The organism is Pseudochryseolinea flava (assembly GCF_003286915.1).
Taxonomy (GTDB): Bacteria; Bacteroidota; Bacteroidia; order Cytophagales; family Cyclobacteriaceae; genus Ohtaekwangia; species Ohtaekwangia flava.
The window spans coordinates 11,819-32,839 of the sequence record NZ_QMFY01000009.1; the positions used below are offsets into that span (position 1 = coordinate 11,819).

At 43.1% G+C, this 21,021-nt stretch carries 17 protein-coding genes, 3 tRNA genes and 1 rRNA gene; 17 read left to right on the forward strand and 4 right to left on the reverse strand.

The window, feature by feature from the left end; translation table 11 throughout:
* Positions 1-70 precede the first annotated feature (70 nt).
* Together DQQ10_RS16820 and DQQ10_RS16825 are read left to right on the forward strand one after the other, a co-directional pair.
* On the forward strand, positions 71-2,383 hold the full coding sequence (locus tag DQQ10_RS16820; protein WP_165823973.1) for a glycoside hydrolase family 3 N-terminal domain-containing protein: 2,313 nt from the start codon (positions 71-73) through the stop codon (positions 2,381-2,383).
* A 116-nt stretch (positions 2,384-2,499) separates the two neighbouring features.
* A tRNA-Val gene (locus tag DQQ10_RS16825) sits at positions 2,500-2,574 on the forward strand.
* A 45-nt stretch (positions 2,575-2,619) separates the two neighbouring features.
* Here the strand turns inward: DQQ10_RS16825 and DQQ10_RS16830 are convergent.
* Both DQQ10_RS16830 and DQQ10_RS16835 read right to left on the reverse strand, forming a co-directional pair.
* Positions 2,620-3,519 (reverse strand): WD40/YVTN/BNR-like repeat-containing protein, encoded by a 900-nt coding sequence (locus DQQ10_RS16830; protein ID WP_112748067.1) that lies wholly within the window; start codon positions 3,517-3,519, stop codon positions 2,620-2,622.
* On the reverse strand, positions 3,516-4,130 hold the full coding sequence (locus tag DQQ10_RS16835) for a YceI family protein (RefSeq protein WP_112748068.1): 615 nt from the start codon (positions 4,128-4,130) through the stop codon (positions 3,516-3,518). The genes DQQ10_RS16830 and DQQ10_RS16835 overlap by 4 nt, the downstream gene beginning before the upstream one ends.
* A 137-nt stretch (positions 4,131-4,267) precedes the next feature.
* On the opposite strand from DQQ10_RS16835, the gene DQQ10_RS16840 reads away from it, so the two are divergent.
* Together DQQ10_RS16840 and DQQ10_RS16845 are read left to right on the forward strand one after the other, a co-directional pair.
* The gene (locus tag DQQ10_RS16840) at positions 4,268-5,533 is read left to right on the forward strand and encodes a sensor histidine kinase (RefSeq protein ID WP_112748069.1); all 1,266 of its coding nucleotides are present in this window, start codon (positions 4,268-4,270) and stop codon (positions 5,531-5,533) included.
* Between the two features lie 29 nt (positions 5,534-5,562).
* Positions 5,563-6,270, forward strand: a complete 708-nt coding sequence (locus DQQ10_RS16845; RefSeq protein ID WP_112748070.1) for a response regulator transcription factor — start codon at positions 5,563-5,565, stop codon at positions 6,268-6,270.
* Here the strand turns inward: DQQ10_RS16845 and DQQ10_RS16850 are convergent.
* Together DQQ10_RS16850 and DQQ10_RS16855 are read right to left on the reverse strand one after the other, a co-directional pair.
* Complete coding sequence (locus tag DQQ10_RS16850) at positions 6,252-6,938, reverse strand: response regulator transcription factor (RefSeq protein WP_112748071.1); 687 nt, start codon at positions 6,936-6,938, stop codon at positions 6,252-6,254. The two genes, DQQ10_RS16845 and DQQ10_RS16850, sit on opposite strands and share 19 nt — an antisense overlap.
* Positions 6,939-6,944: 6 nt before the next feature.
* Positions 6,945-8,474 carry a sensor histidine kinase gene (locus DQQ10_RS16855; protein ID WP_165823975.1) on the reverse strand — a complete coding sequence of 510 codons (1,530 nt, stop codon included), beginning with the start codon at positions 8,472-8,474 and terminating at the stop codon, positions 6,945-6,947.
* Between the two features lie 141 nt (positions 8,475-8,615).
* On the opposite strand from DQQ10_RS16855, the gene DQQ10_RS16860 reads away from it, so the two are divergent.
* The 13 genes from DQQ10_RS16860 to DQQ10_RS16920 all read left to right on the forward strand — a co-directional run bounded on the left by DQQ10_RS16860 (position 8,616) and on the right by DQQ10_RS16920 (position 20,943).
* Positions 8,616-9,350: a GLPGLI family protein gene (locus DQQ10_RS16860; RefSeq protein ID WP_165823976.1), complete on the forward strand. Its 735-nt coding sequence runs from the start codon at positions 8,616-8,618 to the stop codon at positions 9,348-9,350.
* Positions 9,351-9,364: 14 nt separating this feature from the next.
* Positions 9,365-12,151: a TonB-dependent receptor family protein gene (locus DQQ10_RS16865; protein WP_112748074.1), complete on the forward strand. Its 2,787-nt coding sequence runs from the start codon at positions 9,365-9,367 to the stop codon at positions 12,149-12,151.
* A gap of 93 nt (positions 12,152-12,244) precedes the next feature.
* The gene (locus DQQ10_RS16870; RefSeq protein WP_112748075.1) at positions 12,245-13,156 is read left to right on the forward strand and encodes a glycerophosphodiester phosphodiesterase family protein; all 912 of its coding nucleotides are present in this window, start codon (positions 12,245-12,247) and stop codon (positions 13,154-13,156) included.
* Between the two features lie 89 nt (positions 13,157-13,245).
* Positions 13,246-13,491: a hypothetical protein gene (locus DQQ10_RS16875; RefSeq protein WP_133259683.1), complete on the forward strand. Its 246-nt coding sequence runs from the start codon at positions 13,246-13,248 to the stop codon at positions 13,489-13,491.
* A 305-nt stretch (positions 13,492-13,796) separates the two neighbouring features.
* Positions 13,797-14,795, forward strand: a complete 999-nt coding sequence (locus DQQ10_RS16880; RefSeq protein ID WP_112748077.1) for an adenosine kinase — start codon at positions 13,797-13,799, stop codon at positions 14,793-14,795.
* 123 nt (positions 14,796-14,918) lie between these two features.
* Positions 14,919-15,080 (forward strand): 50S ribosomal protein L34, encoded by a 162-nt coding sequence (gene rpmH, locus DQQ10_RS16885; protein ID WP_112748078.1) that lies wholly within the window; start codon positions 14,919-14,921, stop codon positions 15,078-15,080.
* Positions 15,081-15,131: 51 nt separating this feature from the next.
* Positions 15,132-15,515 (forward strand): ribonuclease P protein component, encoded by a 384-nt coding sequence (rnpA, locus tag DQQ10_RS16890; protein ID WP_112748079.1) that lies wholly within the window; start codon positions 15,132-15,134, stop codon positions 15,513-15,515.
* Positions 15,516-15,620: 105 nt separating this feature from the next.
* On the forward strand, positions 15,621-17,270 hold the full coding sequence (locus DQQ10_RS16895) for a S41 family peptidase (protein WP_112748080.1): 1,650 nt from the start codon (positions 15,621-15,623) through the stop codon (positions 17,268-17,270).
* Entirely contained in the window at positions 17,270-17,947 is a 678-nt protein-coding gene (gene tsaB / locus DQQ10_RS16900) for a tRNA (adenosine(37)-N6)-threonylcarbamoyltransferase complex dimerization subunit type 1 TsaB (protein WP_112748081.1), read from the forward strand. Before DQQ10_RS16895 ends, tsaB begins: the two co-directional genes overlap by 1 nt.
* A complete protein-coding gene (locus tag DQQ10_RS16905) occupies positions 17,944-18,492 on the forward strand; it encodes a DUF2480 family protein (RefSeq protein WP_317047951.1) in 549 nt (182 codons plus the stop codon). Before tsaB ends, DQQ10_RS16905 begins: the two co-directional genes overlap by 4 nt.
* Before the next feature lie 570 nt (positions 18,493-19,062).
* Positions 19,063-20,584, forward strand: a 16S ribosomal RNA gene (locus tag DQQ10_RS16910).
* 113 nt (positions 20,585-20,697) lie between these two features.
* Positions 20,698-20,771: transfer RNA gene (locus DQQ10_RS16915), tRNA-Ile, on the forward strand.
* Positions 20,772-20,869: 98 nt separating this feature from the next.
* Positions 20,870-20,943, forward strand: a tRNA-Ala gene (locus DQQ10_RS16920).
* Positions 20,944-21,021: the final 78 nt, after the last annotated feature.

Consider the following 21,021-nt stretch of genomic DNA (forward strand, 5'->3'; position numbering starts at 1 on the left):
AGTTAAGTAAATGAAGGCTCCGTTTCACCACTTCTTATTTTTATCGCCCAAACCAAAATCCCAAAACCCAATGCGTAGATTAATTAGTGGATGTATCGTGTCGATGGTGCTTATAGTCATCATGACAAGATGCGGCCAAGACCAACAGACAGGAACCACAAAAAACGGAAGCTCCGTAGCAGACCTGCTAAAAATTGAACGCAGCGACAATGCTGCCGTCGAAGACAAAATAGACTCTCTCTTAAGCGTCATGACGTTGGAAGAGAAGATCGGTCAGATGACTCAGATTAATAATTCATTAATCGTTACGAAAGCTAACTGGGGTGCCGGCAGCGATCTTTCCATCGAAACAAAAGTTGATACCGCGAAACTTGGTAAGATGCTTCGCCAGTATCACATCGGCTCATTCTTGAATGGTGTCGCCGTATCGCCAGAGATATGGTATCAATTCTATAAAGACCTTCAGGAATATAACTTGAAAACAACACGTCTCAAGATTCCAATTATTTATGGCATCGACCACATGCACGGCGTGAACTATGTTGAAGGAGGAACTATTTTTCCGCACGCAATTAACACTGCCGCAACTTACAATAACGAGTTTCCAGAAGCGATGGGAAACATCACAGCGATAGAATCTGCAGATCTTGGTCACCAATGGTTATTCGCGCCAGTGCTCGATCTTTCAAGAACACCACTCTGGGGCCGATATTATGAAACGCTCGGTGAGTCTCCTTATGTAGCTGCAACAATGGGAACCATCTTCGTAAAAGCAGTTCAAGAAAACAAGGAGATCGCTCCCTATAAAATCGCCGCTACCGCAAAGCATTTCTTTGCATATTCAGATCCGAAGTACGGATGGGATCGTGGACCCGTGGATATTTCTGAGCAAGCTCTGCAAGAGTTTCATTTGCCTTCTTTTAAAGCAGCAATTAACGCTGGAATTAAAACAGTGATGATCAACAGCGGTGAGTTGAATGGTATTCCGGTGCATTCGTCCTATTGGGTGCTTACCGAAGTGCTTCGTGACCAGTTGAAGTTTAAAGGTGTGGCTGTCACTGATTGGGAGGATATTATCAGACTTCACAGAAACCATCATGTTGCTATAGACGAGAAAGATGCAACATTGAAAGCAATTCAAGCTGGTGTTGATATGGCCATGACGCCATACACGACTGATTTTTGCGAGCACTTGAAAGCGCTGGTTAATGAGGGCAAAATTTCTATGGAGCGTATCGATCTCTCGGTTAGCAGGATCCTTCGTTTGAAATTAGAGGTGGGTTTATTTGAAAATCCGCTTCCGCGGAACGATCGTTTCAATCGCGTAGGCGCACCAGAACATCGTGCGAAGGCTTTGGAGGCCGCGCGTGAGTCTATCGTATTGATGAAGAATGAAAACGTTCTTCCATTGAACCCGGAAACGACAAAGAATATTGTTCTGACAGGCCCAGTTGCTGACTTGAAACGACCTCTTGCCGGCGGATGGACATTACGTTGGATGGCGTCGGAAGAATCGATCTATCCGAAAGATATGCTCACCGTAAATACGGCGCTTCAAAAAGAATTTCCAGGAAAGGTTTCATTTGCAGCTACGTCTGCTGAACTAAAAGCAAAAGCATCGCGTGCTGATGCAATTGTCGTGGCTGTTGGAGAAATGCCGTACGCAGAAGGCTTCGGAAGCATTTTGGATATCAGCTTGCCGGAAGATCAAGTTGACTTGGTGAAAGCAGCGCAAGCAACAGGTAAGCCGGTGATATTGCTTATGATTAGCGGAAGACCACGCGTTATCACGAAAATTTATCCTGGCTGTAAGGCTGTAATCTTCGCTGGGCTTCCGGGGTTTGAAGGAGCACAGGCGATTGCAGAAATTATTAGCGGGAAAGTGAATCCCAGTGCAAAGATGAGTTTCAACTATCCAATCGCTGTTAATCGTTTGGTGCCACACAATCACAAAGTGAGCGAAGTAATTCTTGCGCATGAGATTGATAATCCAATTGCACTTGTTCCCTTCGGAACAGGATTGAGTTACACGACATTTGAGTATAGTAACTTGACCTTAAGTGACTCTGTGGTGAGCGCCGACGGAACGATCAATGCGACGGTGACGGTGAAAAATACTGGCGCGCGAGAAGGTAAGGAAGCTGTGCTGTGGTTTATTCATGATGAAGTAGCAAGCATTTCGCGCCCCATTCGTGACTTGAAGTTTTATTCGAAAGAATTAATCAAACCAGGGGAATCCAAAACGTTTACGTATACCATCAACGTCAATGATCTTGCGTTTCCTGATAAAAATGGAAATGCCATACTAGAAGATGGATATTTTACGTTGATGACGGGCAACTTAAAAACAAGATTTAAACTGCAGCGCACAGAGAGTAAATAATTCAAAGTTTATTTTCGATAATGGGTTCATGATATTCGTATCATGAACCCTTTTATTTTTCTGTAACTGCGAGAATTGGAAAGCTTCAAGAAGTATCATTATATTGCGCCTCAATTGGGTAATTAGCTCAGCTGGTTTAGAGCACTACCTCGACAAGGTAGGGGTCACAGGTTCGAATCCTGTATTACCCACAACTTTCCTTCCTTTAGTGTTTTCGTCTTTATCGTATGGACTCGTTAGCACCCCACGACATTTATCCAGACAATAAGCATTAATCCTTCCGGGGTATCAAGCATATACGTTGGCGCTTTGCTTTCTCGGAACATGATCAACGGATGAAACTGCGCATTGCGTATCATTGGACTTTGAAAGTCATGTCGGAGTACCGGAGCACTCAGCGGCGTGAGTCGAACCGTGTAGAGGTATTTTAGAAATGGTGTCACCTCTAGCCAACTATCGTTATCAAGTAACGTTACTACGTCGCTGTTGCCGAGCAGTCCAACAAGTTTGTTTTTTTGAATCGAGAAATCGAGAACAGTTCGGCGCTGCCAACTTGTGTTCCAATGTTTACCATTGTCATCGGAACATAATATACCCTTGGCTGTTGCTGCATAGATTTTGTCACGATAGATCATAAACTTGTTCACTTGCACGCCAGCAATTATATGTTCCCATGGCCTACCTTGAGTCGATAAGTAAATTCCGTTGTCACCACCGATAATCAAATTATCGTTCACTTGAATAAAACGACGGATACGATCGCCGTGAAGATCGTTTTTGTAATGCGTCCAAGTTGCTCCGTCGTCTGCCGAAACGCGTATACCTTGTTGCGCCGTGCTGACCAGTATCTTGTGTTCATCTCCAAAAATCGCAGAAATCTTCCCTGCATCTGAACCGCTCATGATGCGACGCCATGTGTTTTTTTCGTAACGATAAAGCCCGTCTTTTTCTGTCCCGATGAAAATGGATTTCGCAACAGCAGCATAACAGCTTACGATGACATCACTCGGCAACCCGTCATCTCCGTCTGACCAATTAATTCCCCCATCTCTGCTAAAAATCACATTTGCATTTTTAGGATCTTGTGCACACAAGACTGCGGGTAAGATGAGTAGTGCGACGATGATAGCTTTCATCTTTTTTGTATTGGTGTCTTAGCAATTACGTCAAATGCTACTCCAATGGCATCAGAAATTGCACCATCGCCAATATCATCAAAATACTTTCCTGAATTGTATTTTACGTTCCATTTTGTTCGATCGATTTTGAATTTTGCTTTTGCACTTAACTGCTCATCGGTAATCGTCAATAAAGTCGGGATGGTGATTTCATGCTTGATCCCTTTAAGCGTTAACATGCCTACTACTTCTACATTGGGTTGATCTGCGGGCGCATCTGCAATGGGTTTAACGCTTGTAATCTCGAGTATCGCCGTTGGATATTTATCAACTTCAAAGAAATCGGCGCTTTTTAAATGTTCACCTAGACCGTCTTTGTCTTCAAAACCTTTGTCCAACGTGCGGATGCTTTTCATGTCGATGACAATCTTTCCCGAAACGAGCGTTTGATCGACAACTTTTAACGAGCCGTCTTGGATCCCGATGGAACCGAAATGTTCACCGAAACTGAAAAGGTAGTATCCCGTCCAGTTCACTTTACTTTTTGTCACGTCAATGGTGTAGACGGATTCAACGGGTAGAATGCTCGCACTCCAAGCAAGTAGAAGCGAAATGATTGTTAATTTCATAAAGGTTTGTGTGATTTTATACAAACCTATATTGCTGCAATGTCGTCGTTGTAAATTCCCTGTAAATTGATGTTAATGAAATGTAAAAAAATCAAGTGTCGCCATTTTTAAAGTTAACTTTATAATGAAGAACTACTATGAAAGCCTGGCTTCACCGATTTTTTGTAACAACTGCCTTAGCTGCGCTTGGGGTATTGACAATCATTCAAGTGGTTTGGTTTTCAAATGCATATCGAATCGAAGAGCAACAATTCAATGATAAAGTGAATCTTGTCTTGCGTAGCGTGGCAGATCAACTTCTGCATGAACGCGGTAACGACAGTTTGCAAATCTTGCCTGTACAACAAAAAGCAACGAACCTATATTCACTCAAAATTGATTTCAGCGTACGTTATCGTGCCATTGATTCTCTTGTTCGGCGAGAATTATTAAGACAGCACATCGATGCTCCCTTTACAATTGCTGTTAAGGAACTTGAGAATCACCAGTTAATCCTAGGTGGATACGTTGAGCATCCTTCCACCGATGAAGAGATTGGCTGCATTGGTCGTGTGGAGCATCTTATGCCTGTGACCGTTGAATTAACTTTTCCTCAAAAACGTTCGGAGATTTTGTCGGCACATACGTTTTGGATTATCAGCGCTGTCATCCTCGCAACCGTTGTGTTCATAGGAGGCTATCTTATTTATGACTTGAAGAATCAGAACAGGCTAACAACTTTGAAAAATGAGTTCATCAACAATATGACGCATGAGTTGAATACGCCAATAGCGAATATTTCGATGGCAAGTGAAGTACTCCGCGCGGAACGAACGCTCGATCAAAAAGATAAGGTGCGACGGTATCTGGACATTATTCACGAAGAAAACATTCGCCTTAAACTTCACGTAGAACAAGTATTGAGGACAATGCAATTGGAAAAAGGCACCTTGGCATTGGCTCAACAAAAAATTGACTTGAATGTATTGTTGAAAGATGTGGCGATGCAATTCACTTCGCGCATCCAGCTTAGAAACGGGGAAATTGTGTCGCGACTGCAAGCAATCAACGCGATCGTTGTAGGTGATGCTTTTCACCTGCGTAATATGTTTTGCAATCTACTTGATAACGCGGATAAATATTCATCCACAGCACCTGATATTTTGATTGAGACTGAAAATGTTAACCAAACGATTCAAGTAAAGGTTAGCGATAAGGGAATTGGAATCGCAGCCGAAGCGCAACGATACATATTCGAAAAATTCTACAGAGCATCCACAGGTCTCCAGCATGATATTAAGGGTTTCGGCCTTGGCCTGACCTACGTACAACAAATTGTTAACGCACATGGAGGCGATGTACATGTTAAAAGCGAAGAGAATAGTGGTAGCTGTTTTACAATATCATTGCCACTGACGGACTAACACTACGATCACGTATATAACGACCAGAGATGCCGATAAGAATATTACTTGCCGAGGATGATAAGAACATGCGCTACATGCTGCAAGATAGTTTGCAGATGGCGGGCTATGAGGTCGATTCATTCGCGGATGGTCTTGCCGCGTTAACCGGATTTCTAAAAGGTACTTTTCAACTTTGTGTGTTAGATGTCATGCTTCCTGGTAAAGATGGTTTTGCACTTGCGCAAGATATCCGCCGACGCGATCTGGAAATTCCAATTGTTTTTCTCACAGCACGCATCCAGAAAGAAGATCGTATTGCCGGGTTTAAGCTTGGCGCCGACGACTATATTACCAAGCCTTTTAGCGTTGAAGAATTATTACTTCGCATCGAATCTATTTTGAAGCGCGTGTATCGCGTTAACACAACTGCAGATACACAATTTATTCACCGCCTTGGAAAACTTACTTGTGATTTCGGCAATCAACAAATCGCGTTTAATGATACGGTTATTCAACTGACGAACAAGGAATCCAAGTTGTTAAAGCTTTTTTGTTTACACCGAAATAAGATCATTGATCGTGATGAGATTCAAAAAGCGATTTGGGAGGACGAAGGATATTTTGTCGGGCGAAGTATGGATGTTTTTATTTCGCGCCTTCGGAAATTGTTACGAGATGATCCCGCTGTTTCCATTGTCAACATTCATGGTGTGGGCTACAAGTTAGAAGTTACAGATCAGCCAACAGAGAAATGATATCCAATTCCTTTGATGGTGATAATTTGGATTCCATTATCGTCTTTCAAATAGTCTCTTAACTTGGTGATGTAGACATCAAGAGTTCTGCTATTGAAAAAGGAATCATCGCCCCAGAGTTTTATGAGTATATCTTTTCTTAACGTCGTTGCATTTTTGTTTTCTATGAGCGCCTGGAGTAATGTTGATTCTCGATGCGAGAGCTTTTTTACGTTGCCTTGAAAACGAAGTTCATAGCGCATCGGGACAAATTCATATTTGCCAATACAGATCGAATCATGGCCTTGACTATTTTTTTGATTCTTCGAGAGCGCGAGTAAATTGTTGACGCGAACGATAAGCTCCTCCATACTGAAGGGCTTTCGAATGTAGTCGTTACCCCCAACGTCGAAACCCTTGATTAAATCTTCTGTCTGAATCTTCGCGGTTACGAAGATGATTGGAATTGCGGGTGTGATTTTCCTGATTTCTTTCGCAATCGTAAATCCATCTTTTGACGGAAGCATGACATCGAGTACGCAGATGTCGGGATTTGTCTTAGAAAAAAAATCAACCGCATCTTTGCCGTCTGTAACCATATCAACTTCAAAGTCTCTGCTCTCAAGACTTTCTTTAACAATCCTGCCCAGAAAGGGCTCATCTTCGACGTACAGTATTTTGATTTTCATGCAATATTAAATTGAGCCTTGCTGTAAATTTCGCTGTGGGAGATCGATGATGAACGAGCTCCCTTTTCCCGCGTCACTTTCAAGATGAATTTCGCCGCCATGACTTTTAATTACGCTAGCGACATAACTTAATCCTAAACCATATCCTTTAATATTGTGGATGTCTCCAGACGGAACACGAAAGAATTTTTCAAATACTCTCGATTGATATTGTGATGGAATTCCTATGCCATTGTCACGTACAATGAGACGAATGTTTTGGTCGTTGCATGACAGTAGAATTTCGATAGTCGGTTTTTCTGGACTATATTTTAAAGCGTTATCAACAAGGTTGAAAACTACATTCGTCAAATGAAGCACGCTCCCTTTGACTTCAAAGTGTGAACCCGAGGTGGTGTAATTCACCAAGGCCTGACGCTTTTCAAAAACCAACTTCATTGACGCAAGCATTTCTCGTACCACAAGATCTAGGTTAACGTTCTCAGGTTCAAAAGTTAAACCATGACTTTCGATGAGCGAGGCGTTCAAAATCTTGTCGGTCATTCCGGAGAGCCTAGCCAGCTCGCGTAACGCAATATCCAAATACTCCTCTGTTAATTTGGGATTTTGCATCGCACTAAAATTTTTTAAAGCCTCTAAGGCAACGCTCACCGTAGCGACAGGCGTTTTAAGTTCATGTGAAACGTTGCTGATGAATTCATTTTTAGATTCCATAAGGCGCTGCTGACTGCGGATGTTACGGTACATAAACACAAATGATACAGTAGTGATCAAGGTCAGGAAAATGCTAAAAAATACCTGCGGTGATATTTGTTTCAGAATGATTTCTCGCATACCTGAGACTGAGGCAGAGTATCGATGGAGTGGGTTAATTCGTACAGGGTCTGTGTGCAGCGTGTCGCTAAATACGTTTACAACGTGTGGCTTCTCTGGCCAGCTATCTCCCTCCATTATTCTTGGTAAAATCCTTTCTTGAAATTCGGGCGTGAATTCGCGATGACGGACCGTGAAACGCGCATCGATTCCTTCTTTTAAGAGGGATTTTCGAAAGTACATTTCCAACGTGTCGATATTCAGCGTGTCAGGACTTAATCGCAAAACGAAGCTCTTTTGTGTACCGGGCGTTTTTAGCTGAAGCGACGCAATTTGTGTGGTAAGTGGCCCCAGTATATCTTTTTGAATTGTATCATGGGCGCTATTAACAATAATCCTCACGTTCGCGTGATCTTCAGAAATTGCAATTCGCTTCGCTGCCTGAGTCTCCGTTTTCCAGTGGGAAGCTGAGAAATGTTTGGCCGGCAAGGATGGATGAATGAATTCGTCCACGGAATCGCTTGAAACAGAAACCATACTTTTCAACAGCATGCTGTCTCGAACCTCTAGGGTTGTATTTCTGAAAATCGTGCTCGTCTCACGTCTAAAATCAAAGAACGCCTTCTCATAGGTGTTGTGTAGCCAAAACACCTGCAAGATGATGAGTAGCATAATACTGCTGATCATCAATGTTAGCGTAATAATATTTTTTGACTTCATCATGGCTACAAAGTTAACGCACTTCTTTAGCGCACAGTACACCTTTAACATTAATTAACCTTCTATTCAGATCCATTAACCGCACTGATTAGCATGCTAGCGTACTTTTACATCGTAACAAAAGTTATGAAAATCTCAAGCACCATGAAAAAGCTTATCATTATAATCGGCCTATTGGTATCGATCACAGCCGCGCATGTCGTATTGGCACAAACGTCGAAATCGGGAGTCATTGTGTACGAAGTCAAAGTAAACGTGCATCGTCGACTCCCCCCTGATGCGGAGGCCATGAAAGCGCGCATCCCGGAATATAATATCCACCAAGATCAGGTAGCATTCAATGATCAAGAATCTTTCTATTGCACGATGCCTGACGAGGAAGAAGAGGAATTTAACGACGAAGGAAACGGTATGCGATTGCGCATCATGCGGCCTCAAGTGGAATATTATTTCAATCAATCTCAATCAAAGCGTGTAGTGCTTCAAGATTTTATGGGGAAGAAGATTTTAATCGAAGATTCGGTGAAGATCATTCCTTGGAAGTTATCCAATGATACGAAAGTTGTGCTTGGATATACTTGTAATAAAGCAACGTATTTCAATGAGGAAACTAAACAAAACGTTGTTGCCTGGTATACTGATAAAATACATTTATTTGTCGGTCCCGAAGGTTATAATTCGCTTCCTGGAACGGTCTTGCAATTGGACGTCAATGACGGTGAGCGTATTGTAACAGCAAAAAAGATCGACCTTCGTGCGTTGAAAAAAGGCGAGATGAAGATTCCTTCTGGTGGCCAACGTATGACTGAAAAGGAATTTCGCGCATTAGCAGAGGAGCAGATGCGCAGAAATGGGGGACGCATGATTATTAGGAATTAGAATTCAGTAACCCTATGAAAATAATTCTAATCATTGCGTGTGTGGTTGCTGGTCCCGTCGCATTTGCGCAAAAAATTTCCGTAAAGGGGCAACTTGTCGATTCGGTACAAAGTCCGCTTCCTTCGGCCACGGTGTTAATCTTGAATGTCAAGGATTCGTCACTAGTGAATTTTGGACTTACAAATCAAACAGGTGAATTCGAAGTGAAAAATTTGACACGTCAGGAATATCTGTTTAAAGTGTCTTATGTCGGCTACAGCACAATCACGATTTCGTTTTCGGCAAGTGCTAACGAGGGCGTTGCAAATTTGGGTATCATACAGATGCGTCCTGAAGTGAAACAACTTGGGGAAGTCGTTGTTGAAGCAGAGCGTGCACCTGTTGTCGTGAAGCGCGACACGATCGAGTTTAATGCTACTTCATTCAAAACGAAGGATAACGCTGTGGTGGAAGATCTTCTTAAAAAACTTCCAGGAATAGAAGTCGACAACGACGGGACAATTCGAGCGCAAGGTGAACAGGTACAGCGTGTCACCGTTGACGGAAAGACTTTTTTTGGAAATGATCCTAAACTAGCAACACGTAATTTACCAGCGGATGCTATTGACAAAGTCCAAGTGTTCGATAAAAAATCAGATCAAGCAACATTCACCGGCATCGACGATGGTCAAAAAGAGAAGACAATTAATTTGTCGCTGAAGGAAGAAAAACGCAACGCAGCTTTTGGTACACTGCAAGGTGGATACGGCACCGATGAACGCTTTCAACTGCGTGCAAGTTTAAATCGCTTTAAAAAAGATCAACAAATCTCTTTCCTTGGAATGGGCAACAATGTAAACGATCGAGGCTTTGGTATAGATGACTACATGAGTTTCACCGGCGGTGCCACGCGGATGGCCGGTGGTGGCCGCATGAGACTAGAGTTCAACAGCGATAATCAAAGCGGTATCCCGTTGAACTTTGGCGGACGTATTAATGGTATTATGACAAATTATGCTGGAGGTATGAACGTTAACCAATCCTTTTCGGCAAAGTCTGATTTGAATGCAAGTTATTTTTATAATCAATTGGAGCACGACCTTAATCAAACAACTGAGCGAATCAACTATCGCGCAAACGGAGATTTACGCTATCATCAAAATAGTAAGCAGCTCAATACAAACGTAAATCACCGTGTAAATCTCACCTTAGATCAAAAGCTTGATTCCATGAACTCCATAAAGTTCACGAATTCTTTTACGTATAATGAGTCGGACGCCAATGAGTCGAGTATCGGCGAAAATTACGATAGTAAGAGTGAACTTGAGAACGAGACAGATCGAGAATCATACGCGCAAGGAGCTACATCAAACTTAGCTTCTTCATTGTTATGGCGTCATAAGTTTTCCAAAAAAGGAAGAACGCTCAGCAGTACGTTGCAGTTTGGCGTTAGCCGCAGCGATCGTGATGGAACCCAATCATCTACAACACAATTTTATGGAGCGCAACCTGAAACATTGTCGCTCATGCAAGAAAATCTGCAGCGCACGGAGTATTTCAGTTATGGCGTAACAATTAATTATACAGAACCCTTGGGTGGAAGAAAGTATATTGAAGGTAATTACAGTTTCCGACAAAATAACAATGATGTAGATCGGCAGGTATTCGACCTCATTAGCGGCGAGTCCATTTTTAATAACGCGCTAAGTAATCAATATACGAGCGCCTATCAATATCATCGCGGTGGTGTTAATTTCAGAGTGAGTCGATCGAATTACAACTTGGTAGTCGGGGCAGGATTGCAGCAAACTTATCTTGATGGTGAACTGAAACTGCTGGATGCTGTAATTACGAAGTCGTATCAAAACTTTCTTCCAGTGATGCGATTCAACTATGATTTCTCAAACTCAAAACATTTTGAATTGGAATACGAAACGTCGGTGCAAGAGCCAACAATCCAACAGTTGCAGCCTGTTGTCGACAATAGTGACCCATTGAATTTATCGGTGGGAAATCCGAACCTTCGCCCTGCGTATGAACATAACTGGCGAATAAATTTTGGAACGTTTAATCCGATGACGTTTGTAAGTTTTTTCGCAGTGTTAGAAACATCATACACCAGAAATGCAATCACCACGGCGCAAAATTTTAACGAACAACAGCAGCGCATTTCACAGCCTGTTAATGTCAAAGATAGTCGTGAGGCCTTCTGTGATGTTTCGTTAAGTTTCCCGATTGAAAAAATCGGCAGTAGAGTTAGTGTTTCTGCTAACGCCCAACAAGTTATCGCAGCGAGCGTTGTCGACGAGGTAGAAAGCGACATAGCGCAAACAACAATCGGAGGTCGCGTAAGATACGATTACCGGTACAAAGATATTTTTGATCTTGGCTTGTCAACGAATATCAGCCGACAAAACACAGACTATGACTTCAACGAGCAAGCTAATCAGTCGTATGTAAATCAGACCTATTTTGCAGAGGCTAACGTGAGTTTTGCAAAGCATTATCAAATGAGTTCATCTTTCGAATATCTTGTTTACACTAGCGAGACAACGGGTGAAACGCAATCTATACCGTTCTTAAACGCATCTTTTTCCAGGTTTATTCTGAAAGCAAAAACGGGGGAGATTCGATTATCGGTGAACAACATTTTAGATCAGAAGTTGGGGATATCGCAAACTGCGGACATAAACTTTTATCAAAAGCAACAGGCAAATTCACTCGGACGGTATTTTATGGTCAGCTTCATTTATGCGCTTAATCGACAACTTAATCCGATGGGCATGCGGCCGAGAGGTGGTATGATTCGGATTATGCGTTAGAAATTCGATGATAGATCGCCGATAGCAACGGTTGAGTATTTGGCTATGGATAATGGATGTTAGATATTTGAAAGTCTTATCTTTTATTCATACATGAGAAAATATTGGATTGTTTTATTTCTTTCAGCCATGGCTACAGGTATTCAAGCACAATACATTCCGAAATTTGATGTGCAAGGCCATCGTGGCGCGCGAGGTTTAAAACCAGAAAATACTATTCCAGCATTCCTACTCGCTTTAGATTCTGGTGTGACCACCCTTGAGATGGATGTCGTTATCACGAAGGACAAACGCGTTGTTCTATCACATGAACCTTGGATGTCTTCCAATATATGTTTGGATATCAATGGTAAAGCCTTTGGCGAAAAAGAAGAAAAACGGTACAATATCTATCAGATGACGTACGATAATGTCCGTCAGTTTGATTGTGGTTCAAAGGTGCATGAAAAATTTCCGCAGCAGGAGAAAATCGTGGTGTCGAAGCCTTTGCTGGAGGACGTCATCGTAGCTGTTGAAAATCATATCAAAAATTATTCTACCTACGAGGTCGATTATAATATAGAAATCAAATCGTCTCCAGATGGTGATTCTAAATTTCATCCTACAGTGCAGGAATATAGCGACATCGTTTATACGCTATTGGATGAATATCTCCCAATGGAAAGGGTAGTTATCCAAAGTTTTGATTTCCGAGTATTGCGGTATTGGCATGAAAAATATCCTGAGGTGAGGTTGGCAGCACTCGTTGAGAATATTAAGTCGATCGATGCAAATCTTGCCGACCTTGGGTTCAATCCTTCTATTTACAGCCCATACTATAAGCTTCTCAATAAGGATAAAGTGACTCACCTCCATCGGAAAAAAATTCGTGTCATTCCATGGACAGTCAATGAAACCGCCGACATGCTCGCCCTGAAAGGAATGGGGGTAGATGGATTTATAACAGACTATCCAGATCGTGCAAGGAAGTACAAAATGACATTAAATATCCAGCGAAATCCATAGGCAGACTAGGTTTATTAGGTGTATATATCAGGATAACGTTCGAAACACTCGACCAAAATGGAACAATGGAGCATTCAAACAGGGAATTAATGAAATCGAAAATCCTTGAGTTTTTGAATTCGGTTACGGACAAAAACTTCCAGGAAAGCTATGCTGATATTGTTGACGTAGCAATGCCATTCAAGGGCATCGTTTCTAAGGAACAGTTAAACGAAATGTTAGCTGAAATTTTTCGGGAGAATGAATTTAGTGACTTCGCCGACGAAATACTAGTTGACTTTGGCTACCGGGTTTTTGGCCTGTGCCCACCTAATAGAGTTATTGAATGGAATTAGATGTTAATAGCGTGTGAGTTCAAATGGTAGCCATTCGCACACAGACGTCCCAGTAAGGACTTCCTAAAGTCTACGATACCTAGAGCAAACCTAGACCGAACCTAGACCGAATCTAGACCGAACCTAGACCGAACCCAGAGTGGACAAGGAGTGGAGGGAGAGTGGACCCGGAGTGGAGAGGGAAGAAGATTTGCACCGGGAGTGAATACGGCTTAAGGGAAAAAGCGCCGTATTGATGAGTAAAATATGAATATACGCTAAACTTCCTGGCTATTTATTATCATTGCAGCCAAATTTTTCCTGTTATGAAAAAATATGATGTTTATGCAGTTGGTAATGCAATTGTCGATATAGTTACTGAGGTAGATTACCCGTTTTTTACGGATAACAATATAGAGAAGGGTGTAATGACCTTGGTTGACGAAGAACGTCAGCAGTCTCTGATGAAAGTTATCGACATGAAAAAAAGCCGCATATCAGGCGGTGGTAGCGCAGGAAACACAGTGGCAGCTTTAAGTCAGTTTGGCGGTAGCGGATTTTATTCATGCCTGGTTGCAAATGACGAACTTGGAAAATTCTTCATCGACGATCTCAAAAAAAATGGCATCGATACGGCATTGGTCCATAATAACTGCCCTGATGGACATACCGGTCGCTGCCTGGTAATGACATCACCCGATGCGTTACGTACCATGAATACATTCCTTGGTATCAATTCAGATTTTTCACAGGAACATATTGATGAGTCTGCAATCGCAGCGTCGACATATGTATATATGGAGGGGTATCTCGTTGCCAGTCCCAATGGACTGCTAGCGATGAAAGAAACAAAGCGTTTAGCTGAAAAAAATAATGTGCACGTGGCGTTAACGTTCTCTGATCCAAGTATGGTCAAATATTTTGGAGACCAGATGAGAGAAATTGTTGGTGCTGGTGTAGACTTGCTGTTTTGTAATGACGAGGAGGCGATGATTTTTACAGGTACTGCAACGGTGAACGAAGCCCGTGAAGCGTTGAAAAAAATAGCGAAACGGTTCGTCATTACTTTAGGGGCGAATGGAGCCCTGATTTTTGATGGCGATACGTTTGTGCAAATTGAGCCTTACAAAGTAAAGGCTGTTGACACAAATGGCGCCGGCGACATGTTTGCGGGGGCTTTTTTGTTCGGAATTACCCACCAGCACAGTTTCGCAGATTCTGGAAAGCTGGCGTCGCTGGCATCTTCAAGAGTCGTGGCGCAATGGGGCCCAAGGTTAGAAACAACGGAGATGAAGCAGGTTTTAACCGATCTTGCCTCCCATTAAATATCTCAAAATCAATCGAATATAAAGTGCTGTGGTGATAATTGGGAGAATAGTATTGTAAATCCCGTAAATCCTGATCATCTTTGCAGCCCTAAAAATTTTTAGGCTAAACGGACTAAAGAAATGAAACGCACTTACCAACCTTCGCGCAGAAAGAGAAAGAACAAGCACGGTTTCCGTGAAAGAATGGCATCTGCCAACGGCCGTCGCGTATTGGCTTCTCGTAGAAAGAAAGGCCGCAAGAAACTTACGGTTTCTGACGAAAAAACTTCAAAGCGTAAATAGTCCCTTCCGGTCGTGAAAACCCCGAAAGAGATTTTCCTATATTGATCTCTAATGGGTAAGTATTCACTCAGTAAATCGGAAAGACTACACCGCGAAAAACATATTCAGGAACTCTTTGCCAAGGGTTCCTCTTTTTATTTGTTCCCATTCAAGGTGTATGTTATGCCCAGTGTAGGGCAGCATGGCCCCGATATCGGTCATCAAATTATGGTTTCTGTGTCTACCCGCAATTTCAAAAAAGCGGTAGATCGAAACCTTATCAAACGTCGAACGCGCGAAGCGTATCGCCTCCAAAAGAGTGTACTTCCGTCCCAACCAAATTTGACTGCTGCGTTCGTTTACGCGCACAAGGAGATTCTGCCCTTTGAAGAATTAAAAAGTCGTTTGCTTTCTGTTCTTAAAAAGATCCCTAAAGCCGCCCATAATCGTTCATAAAAACAATTTTGCTTACAGCGTCTTCAAACTTGATACTGTATCGGTTATCTTTACTTAGGCATTTTTTCAAGTTCGCCGACTTGCCCAACCTCAACGACTAAGACTATGTGGAGACGAATTAAATGGCTTGTAATCGCTACCGTCCTTGTCGGGGTAGCTTTTTCTTTTCGGAAACCTGCAGAAAAGTATTTCGATATCGCCAAAAGCCTCGACATTTTTGCTACGCTCTTTAAAGAGGTTAACGCGTATTACGTCGATGAAGTCGAGCCGCAAAAGTTGATTCGTAAGAGCATTGATGGAATGCTTGAGTCTCTCGATCCATACACAGATTATATTCCTGAAGATGAAATAGAATCGTTTCGAATCAGTACGACCGGCCAGTACGGTGGGATTGGTGCTTTAATCGGCGTTGTAAATGAACGGACAGTGATTACTCACCCGTACCGTAATTTCCCAGCGTATCGTGCGGGAATCAAAGTTGGCGATGAAATTATTTCTATCGATGGAAAAGACATGCGCGGAAAGTCCACGTCCGATGTCAGTGCGATGTTAAAAGGGCAACCGAAAACCGACCTGGAGATTAAAGTGAAGCGCTTTGGGCAGAAAGACCCTATCAGTTTTAAGATTAAGCGTGAAAAAATCAGCATCACAAACCTTGCTTATTATGGGATGGTAGAGCCTTCGATTGGTTACATGCGATTAGATGACTTCACCCCTGGAGCTTCTAAGGAAGTTGCTGACGCATTGGTGAAGTTAAAAGAGCAAGGTGCTAAAAAGATAATTCTCGACCTGCGCGAAAACCCAGGGGGGCTTCTTCATGAAGCGATAAACATTGTCAGCGTATTTATTCCGAAAGGACAGGAAGTGGTATCGACCAAAGGGAAGGTTGAAGATTGGAACAAGTCGTATAACACGCTCAACAATCCTGTTGACACCGAGATACCAATGGTTGTATTGGTTAGCGAGGGGAGTGCCTCAGCTTCCGAGATTGTTGCCGGATCGTTGCAAGACTATGACCGGGCCGTTTTGATCGGAAAGAAAACATTTGGCAAAGGGCTCGTACAAACAACACGTCCTCTGGCTTATAACACACAATTAAAAGTAACGACGGCAAAATATTATATCCCAAGCGGTCGTTGTATCCAAGCACTTGACTATGCACATCGTAAAGCAGATGGAACCGTAGAACGTTTTGCGGATTCATTGAAAGCGACCTTCAAAACAAGAAACGGCCGAAAGGTATATGATGGAGGCGGACTGGATCCTGATGTTGAATCCGACAGCGAGTACATTGGATCGGTAACCTCCGCTTTGATAAGTTCTGGGCTGGTATTTGAATATGCCAGTCGATACGCTGCCGAGCATGCCAAGCCTGCAGACTTGAAAAACTTTAAATTATCGGACGCCGAGTACGATAAGTTTTTAGCTTTCTTAAAAGAAAACAAATTCACGTATGCCACACCGCTAGAAAGGAATACCAAGCAATTAATAGAAACTGCCAAACAGGAACGCTATTACTCAGAACTTGAGTCGCAACTTAATAATCTGAAGAATACTATTGAAACGAGTAAGTCAACCGACCTTGTGCGTTTCAAGGCTGAAATTTCATTGATCTTGGAAGAAAACATTGCATTCGATTATGAATTGAATGAAGGTCAAGCTGACATTTCCCTCCATCGTGATAAAGCTGTTCTGGAAGCAAGAAAAATCTTGAATAGTCCTGCGGCGTATAAAAAAATTCTTGCACCACAGTAATGCCCTTTATTTTAAGTATCGAGACCTCGACGACAGTTTGTTCAGTTGCGCTCCACAATGGTGTTGAACTACTGGTATCTGAAGAGATTCGTATTCCACAAACACAAGCCACACAACTTGCATTGATGATCGATAGTGTGTTGAAGCGCGCCAACGTTGACCGAACTGCATTAAATGCGGTTGCTGTTACGGCCGGCCCAGGCTCGTATACAGGACTGCGTATTGGAACGTCGACTGCTAAAGGATTGTGTTTTGCACTTGGGATACCGTTAATCGCGATAGATACTTTGACTGTTATGGCCAGACAAATAAATAAGTATAATCCACGGAAAGCGCTCCTTTGTCCAATGATTGATGCACGACGGATGGAAGTGTACTGCCTGGTAGTAGGTTCGGACGGAAAGATAGTCGCGCCAGTTGAAGCCAAGATTATCGATGCGTATTCCTTTTTGGAGTTCACAAATCAACCGATAATATTCTTCGGCAGCGGTGCAATGAAATGTGCTAATACCATTAAACATGCCGATGCTGTATTCCTTAGCGATGTTCATCCGAGCGCGGTTACGTTAGGTGAAATGGCAGCCGAGAAATTTAGGATAAACGAATTCGAAGACTTAGCGTTATTCGAGCCGTTTTATTTGAAAGAGTTCATGATCAAGAAACCTGCTACGTCTTGAACAAAGCGACACTTGATAATGTTGAGAATGCAATGGAAGATCCAATCATAAACCGTGTTGTTAATAGTGGGCTGATAACTTTTAATCTGGAAGATTATTACCAGCCCGGTGAGCGCGTTGTAATCGATATTCGCCATCAACTTTTCCAAGAGCTCATCTTGAAGGAAAAAGATTTCCGAGATTTTATCAAACAACATGATTGGTCTCAGTATAAAAACAAATATGTCGCCATTACTTGTACTGCCGATGCCATTGTTCCGCAGTGGGCGTTCATGCTAGTAGCCATAGCGTTGGCGCCGTATGCGAAATTTTTTGTTTTTGGTACGCTCGAAGAACTAGAAACGGAGATTTTCAGAAGAACATTGGGCACAATTGACTGGACACAGTATCAAAATGCTAAGATTGTAGTGAAAGGCTGCAGCAAAGTTTTGGTACCTGCTGCTATCTATATTGATGTAACGCGTTCTCTTCAACCTTTTGCTGCAAGTTTGATGTTCGGAGAGCCGTGCAGCACAGTACCATTATATAAAAAACCTAAGAGCTGATTCTTAAAGCTTTACAGTATTACTGTGTCCATGATTGAAAACAATTTCAATTTTGTGGATAAGTTTTTTGCAAGATCTTTTGCAGGTCTAATTCCTCCTACTACTTTTGAGGCCCTTTAGAAGAGAGGGGTTTAGGATTGAGAGAATGGAGGTTCGGAAAAAAAAGAAAAAAAATATTTTACCGAACGACTTGCAAAGAGAAAAAAAGCTACTACCTTTGCACTCCCAAAACGAAACAGGGCGCCGAAAACGGGAAGCGGAAACGGCGATATAGAATGGAAAGAGGATGTGAATTACGGAAGTAATGTACAGCCACAGTTAACAGGAAGCTTGTGATAAGCGGAGCGTTAAAATGTTCTTTGAATGACTGATAATTGATAGCGGACCAGCAAATACTGAAAAGTGTTTGTGGTCGTCAAGAAGACACTCAATAAAATGAAAGTCTTAACGATTCTTTAATAAAAGATCTAGGAGTTAAGGACAGACACCTATTGGGTTAGGAATCCGATCTGCGAAAGTGGATGGACAACACTAACCGGTTCATCGGGTAACTGATGGATAAAGATTATTACAATGGAGAGTTTGATCCTGGCTCAGGATGAACGCTAGCGGCAGGCCTAATACATGCAAGTCGAACGGTAAATATTATAGCAATATGATATGAGAGTGACGTACGGGTGCGTAACACGTATGCAACCTACCCTTTACAGGCGGATAGCTCGGGGAAACTCGAATTAACCCGCCGTGGTATAATTGAATGGCATCATTTGATTATTAAAACTCCGGTGGTAAAGGATGGGCATGCGTCTGATTAGTTAGTTGGCGGTGTAACGGACCACCAAGACGATGATCAGTAGGGGAACTGAGAGGTTGATCCCCCACACTGGCACTGAGATACGGGCCAGACTCCTACGGGAGGCAGCAGTAGGGAATATTGGTCAATGGATGCAAGTCTGAACCAGCCATGCCGCGTGCAGGAAGAAGGCCTTATGGGTTGTAAACTGCTTTTGCCAGGGGATAAAATGAGCGTGCGCGCTTAATTGAAGGTACCTGGTGAATAAGCCACGGCTAACTACGTGCCAGCAGCCGCGGTAATACGTAGGTGGCAAGCGTTGTCCGGATTTATTGGGTTTAAAGGGTGCGTAGGCGGTCTTTTAAGTCAGTGCTGAAATACTCCAGCTTAACTGGAGGGGTGGCATTGATACTGGAAGACTGGAGTGTAGTCGAAGTAGGCGGAATTGACGGTGTAGCGGTGAAATGCTTAGATATCGTCAAGAACACCGATAGTGAAGACAGCTTACTAGGCTACAACTGACGCTGAGGCACGAAAGTGTGGGGATCAAACAGGATTAGATACCCTGGTAGTCCACACTGTAAACGTTGATTACTCGCTGTGTGCGATATACAGTACGCGGCCAAGCGAAAGCGATAAGTAATCCACCTGGGGAGTACGCCGGCAACGGTGAAACTCAAAGGAATTGACGGGGGTCCGCACAAGCGGTGGAGCATGTGGTTTAATTCGATGATACGCGAGGAACCTTACCTGGACTAGAATGCCCTTGACCGATCCAGAGATGGATTTTTCCGCAAGGACAAGGAGCAAGGTGCTGCATGGCCGTCGTCAGCTCGTGCCGTGAGGTGTTGGGTTAAGTCCCGCAACGAGCGCAACCCTTATTCTTAGTTGCCAGCATGTCATGGTGGGGACTCTAAGAAGACTGCCTGCGCAAGCAGAGAGGAAGGAGGGGATGACGTCAGGTCATCATGGCCCTTACGTCCAGGGCTACACACGTGCTACAATGGCGTATACAAAGTGTTGCCAGCTAGCGATAGCGAGCCAATCACAAAAAGTACGTCTCAGTTCGGATTGCAGGCTGCAACTCGCCTGCATGAAGTTGGAATCGCTAGTAATCGCGCATCAGCAATGGCGCGGTGAATACGTTCCCGGACCTTGTACACACCGCCCGTCAAGCGATGGAAGTTGGGAGGACCTGAAGACAGTTGTTGTAAGACGCTGTTTAGGGTTAAACCGATGACTGGCGCTAAGTCGTAACAAGGTAGCCGTACCGGAAGGTGCGGCTGGAACACCTCCTTTCTGGATGTCACTCAAGAGTGACACAGATAACCTTAACTCTGCAAGACCTTAAATGGTCCGCTATCAATTACGTTATTCGAGATTTATTTGAGGAATAGAAGGACAAACAATCCGGGCTTGTAGCTCAGGTGGTTAGAGCGCTACACTGATAATGTAGAGGTCCGTGGTTCGAGTCCACGCAGGCCCACGCCTACGCTTAAAGCTTCATAAGTGATTAATCACTGGAAGAAGTTGGTAGCGTAAAGAAAGGGCAGTGCGTGAAAGAGCACCGGAAGGAAACAATCAGGGGGATTAGCTCAGCTGGCTAGAGCGCCTGCTTTGCAAGCAGGAGGTCATCGGTTCGACTCCGATATTCTCCACTTAAGGAGCTTAAAAGTGAAAGCTTAAAGCGGAAAGTGAAAAAGAAAACGCTGTTCATCAGTTGGATAACAGTGAAT

Coding starts and splice junctions, on each gene's coding strand:
- DQQ10_RS16820 (WP_165823973.1), top strand. CDS start 71: ATGCGTAGATTAATTAGTGGATGTATCGTGTCGATGGTGCTTATAGTC.
- DQQ10_RS16830 (WP_112748067.1), bottom strand. CDS start 3,519: ATGAAAGCTATCATCGTCGCACTACTCATCTTACCCGCAGTCTTGTGT.
- DQQ10_RS16835 (WP_112748068.1), bottom strand. CDS start 4,130: ATGAAATTAACAATCATTTCGCTTCTACTTGCTTGGAGTGCGAGCATT.
- DQQ10_RS16840 (WP_112748069.1), top strand. CDS start 4,268: ATGAAAGCCTGGCTTCACCGATTTTTTGTAACAACTGCCTTAGCTGCG.
- DQQ10_RS16845 (WP_112748070.1), top strand. CDS start 5,563: ATGCCGATAAGAATATTACTTGCCGAGGATGATAAGAACATGCGCTAC.
- DQQ10_RS16850 (WP_112748071.1), bottom strand. CDS start 6,938: ATGAAAATCAAAATACTGTACGTCGAAGATGAGCCCTTTCTGGGCAGG.
- DQQ10_RS16855 (WP_165823975.1), bottom strand. CDS start 8,474: ATGATGAAGTCAAAAAATATTATTACGCTAACATTGATGATCAGCAGT.
- DQQ10_RS16860 (WP_165823976.1), top strand. CDS start 8,616: ATGAAAAAGCTTATCATTATAATCGGCCTATTGGTATCGATCACAGCC.
- DQQ10_RS16865 (WP_112748074.1), top strand. CDS start 9,365: ATGAAAATAATTCTAATCATTGCGTGTGTGGTTGCTGGTCCCGTCGCA.
- DQQ10_RS16870 (WP_112748075.1), top strand. CDS start 12,245: ATGAGAAAATATTGGATTGTTTTATTTCTTTCAGCCATGGCTACAGGT.
- DQQ10_RS16875 (WP_133259683.1), top strand. CDS start 13,246: ATGAAATCGAAAATCCTTGAGTTTTTGAATTCGGTTACGGACAAAAAC.
- DQQ10_RS16880 (WP_112748077.1), top strand. CDS start 13,797: ATGAAAAAATATGATGTTTATGCAGTTGGTAATGCAATTGTCGATATA.
- rpmH (WP_112748078.1), top strand. CDS start 14,919: ATGAAACGCACTTACCAACCTTCGCGCAGAAAGAGAAAGAACAAGCAC.
- rnpA (WP_112748079.1), top strand. CDS start 15,132: ATGGGTAAGTATTCACTCAGTAAATCGGAAAGACTACACCGCGAAAAA.
- DQQ10_RS16895 (WP_112748080.1), top strand. CDS start 15,621: ATGTGGAGACGAATTAAATGGCTTGTAATCGCTACCGTCCTTGTCGGG.
- tsaB (WP_112748081.1), top strand. CDS start 17,270: ATGCCCTTTATTTTAAGTATCGAGACCTCGACGACAGTTTGTTCAGTT.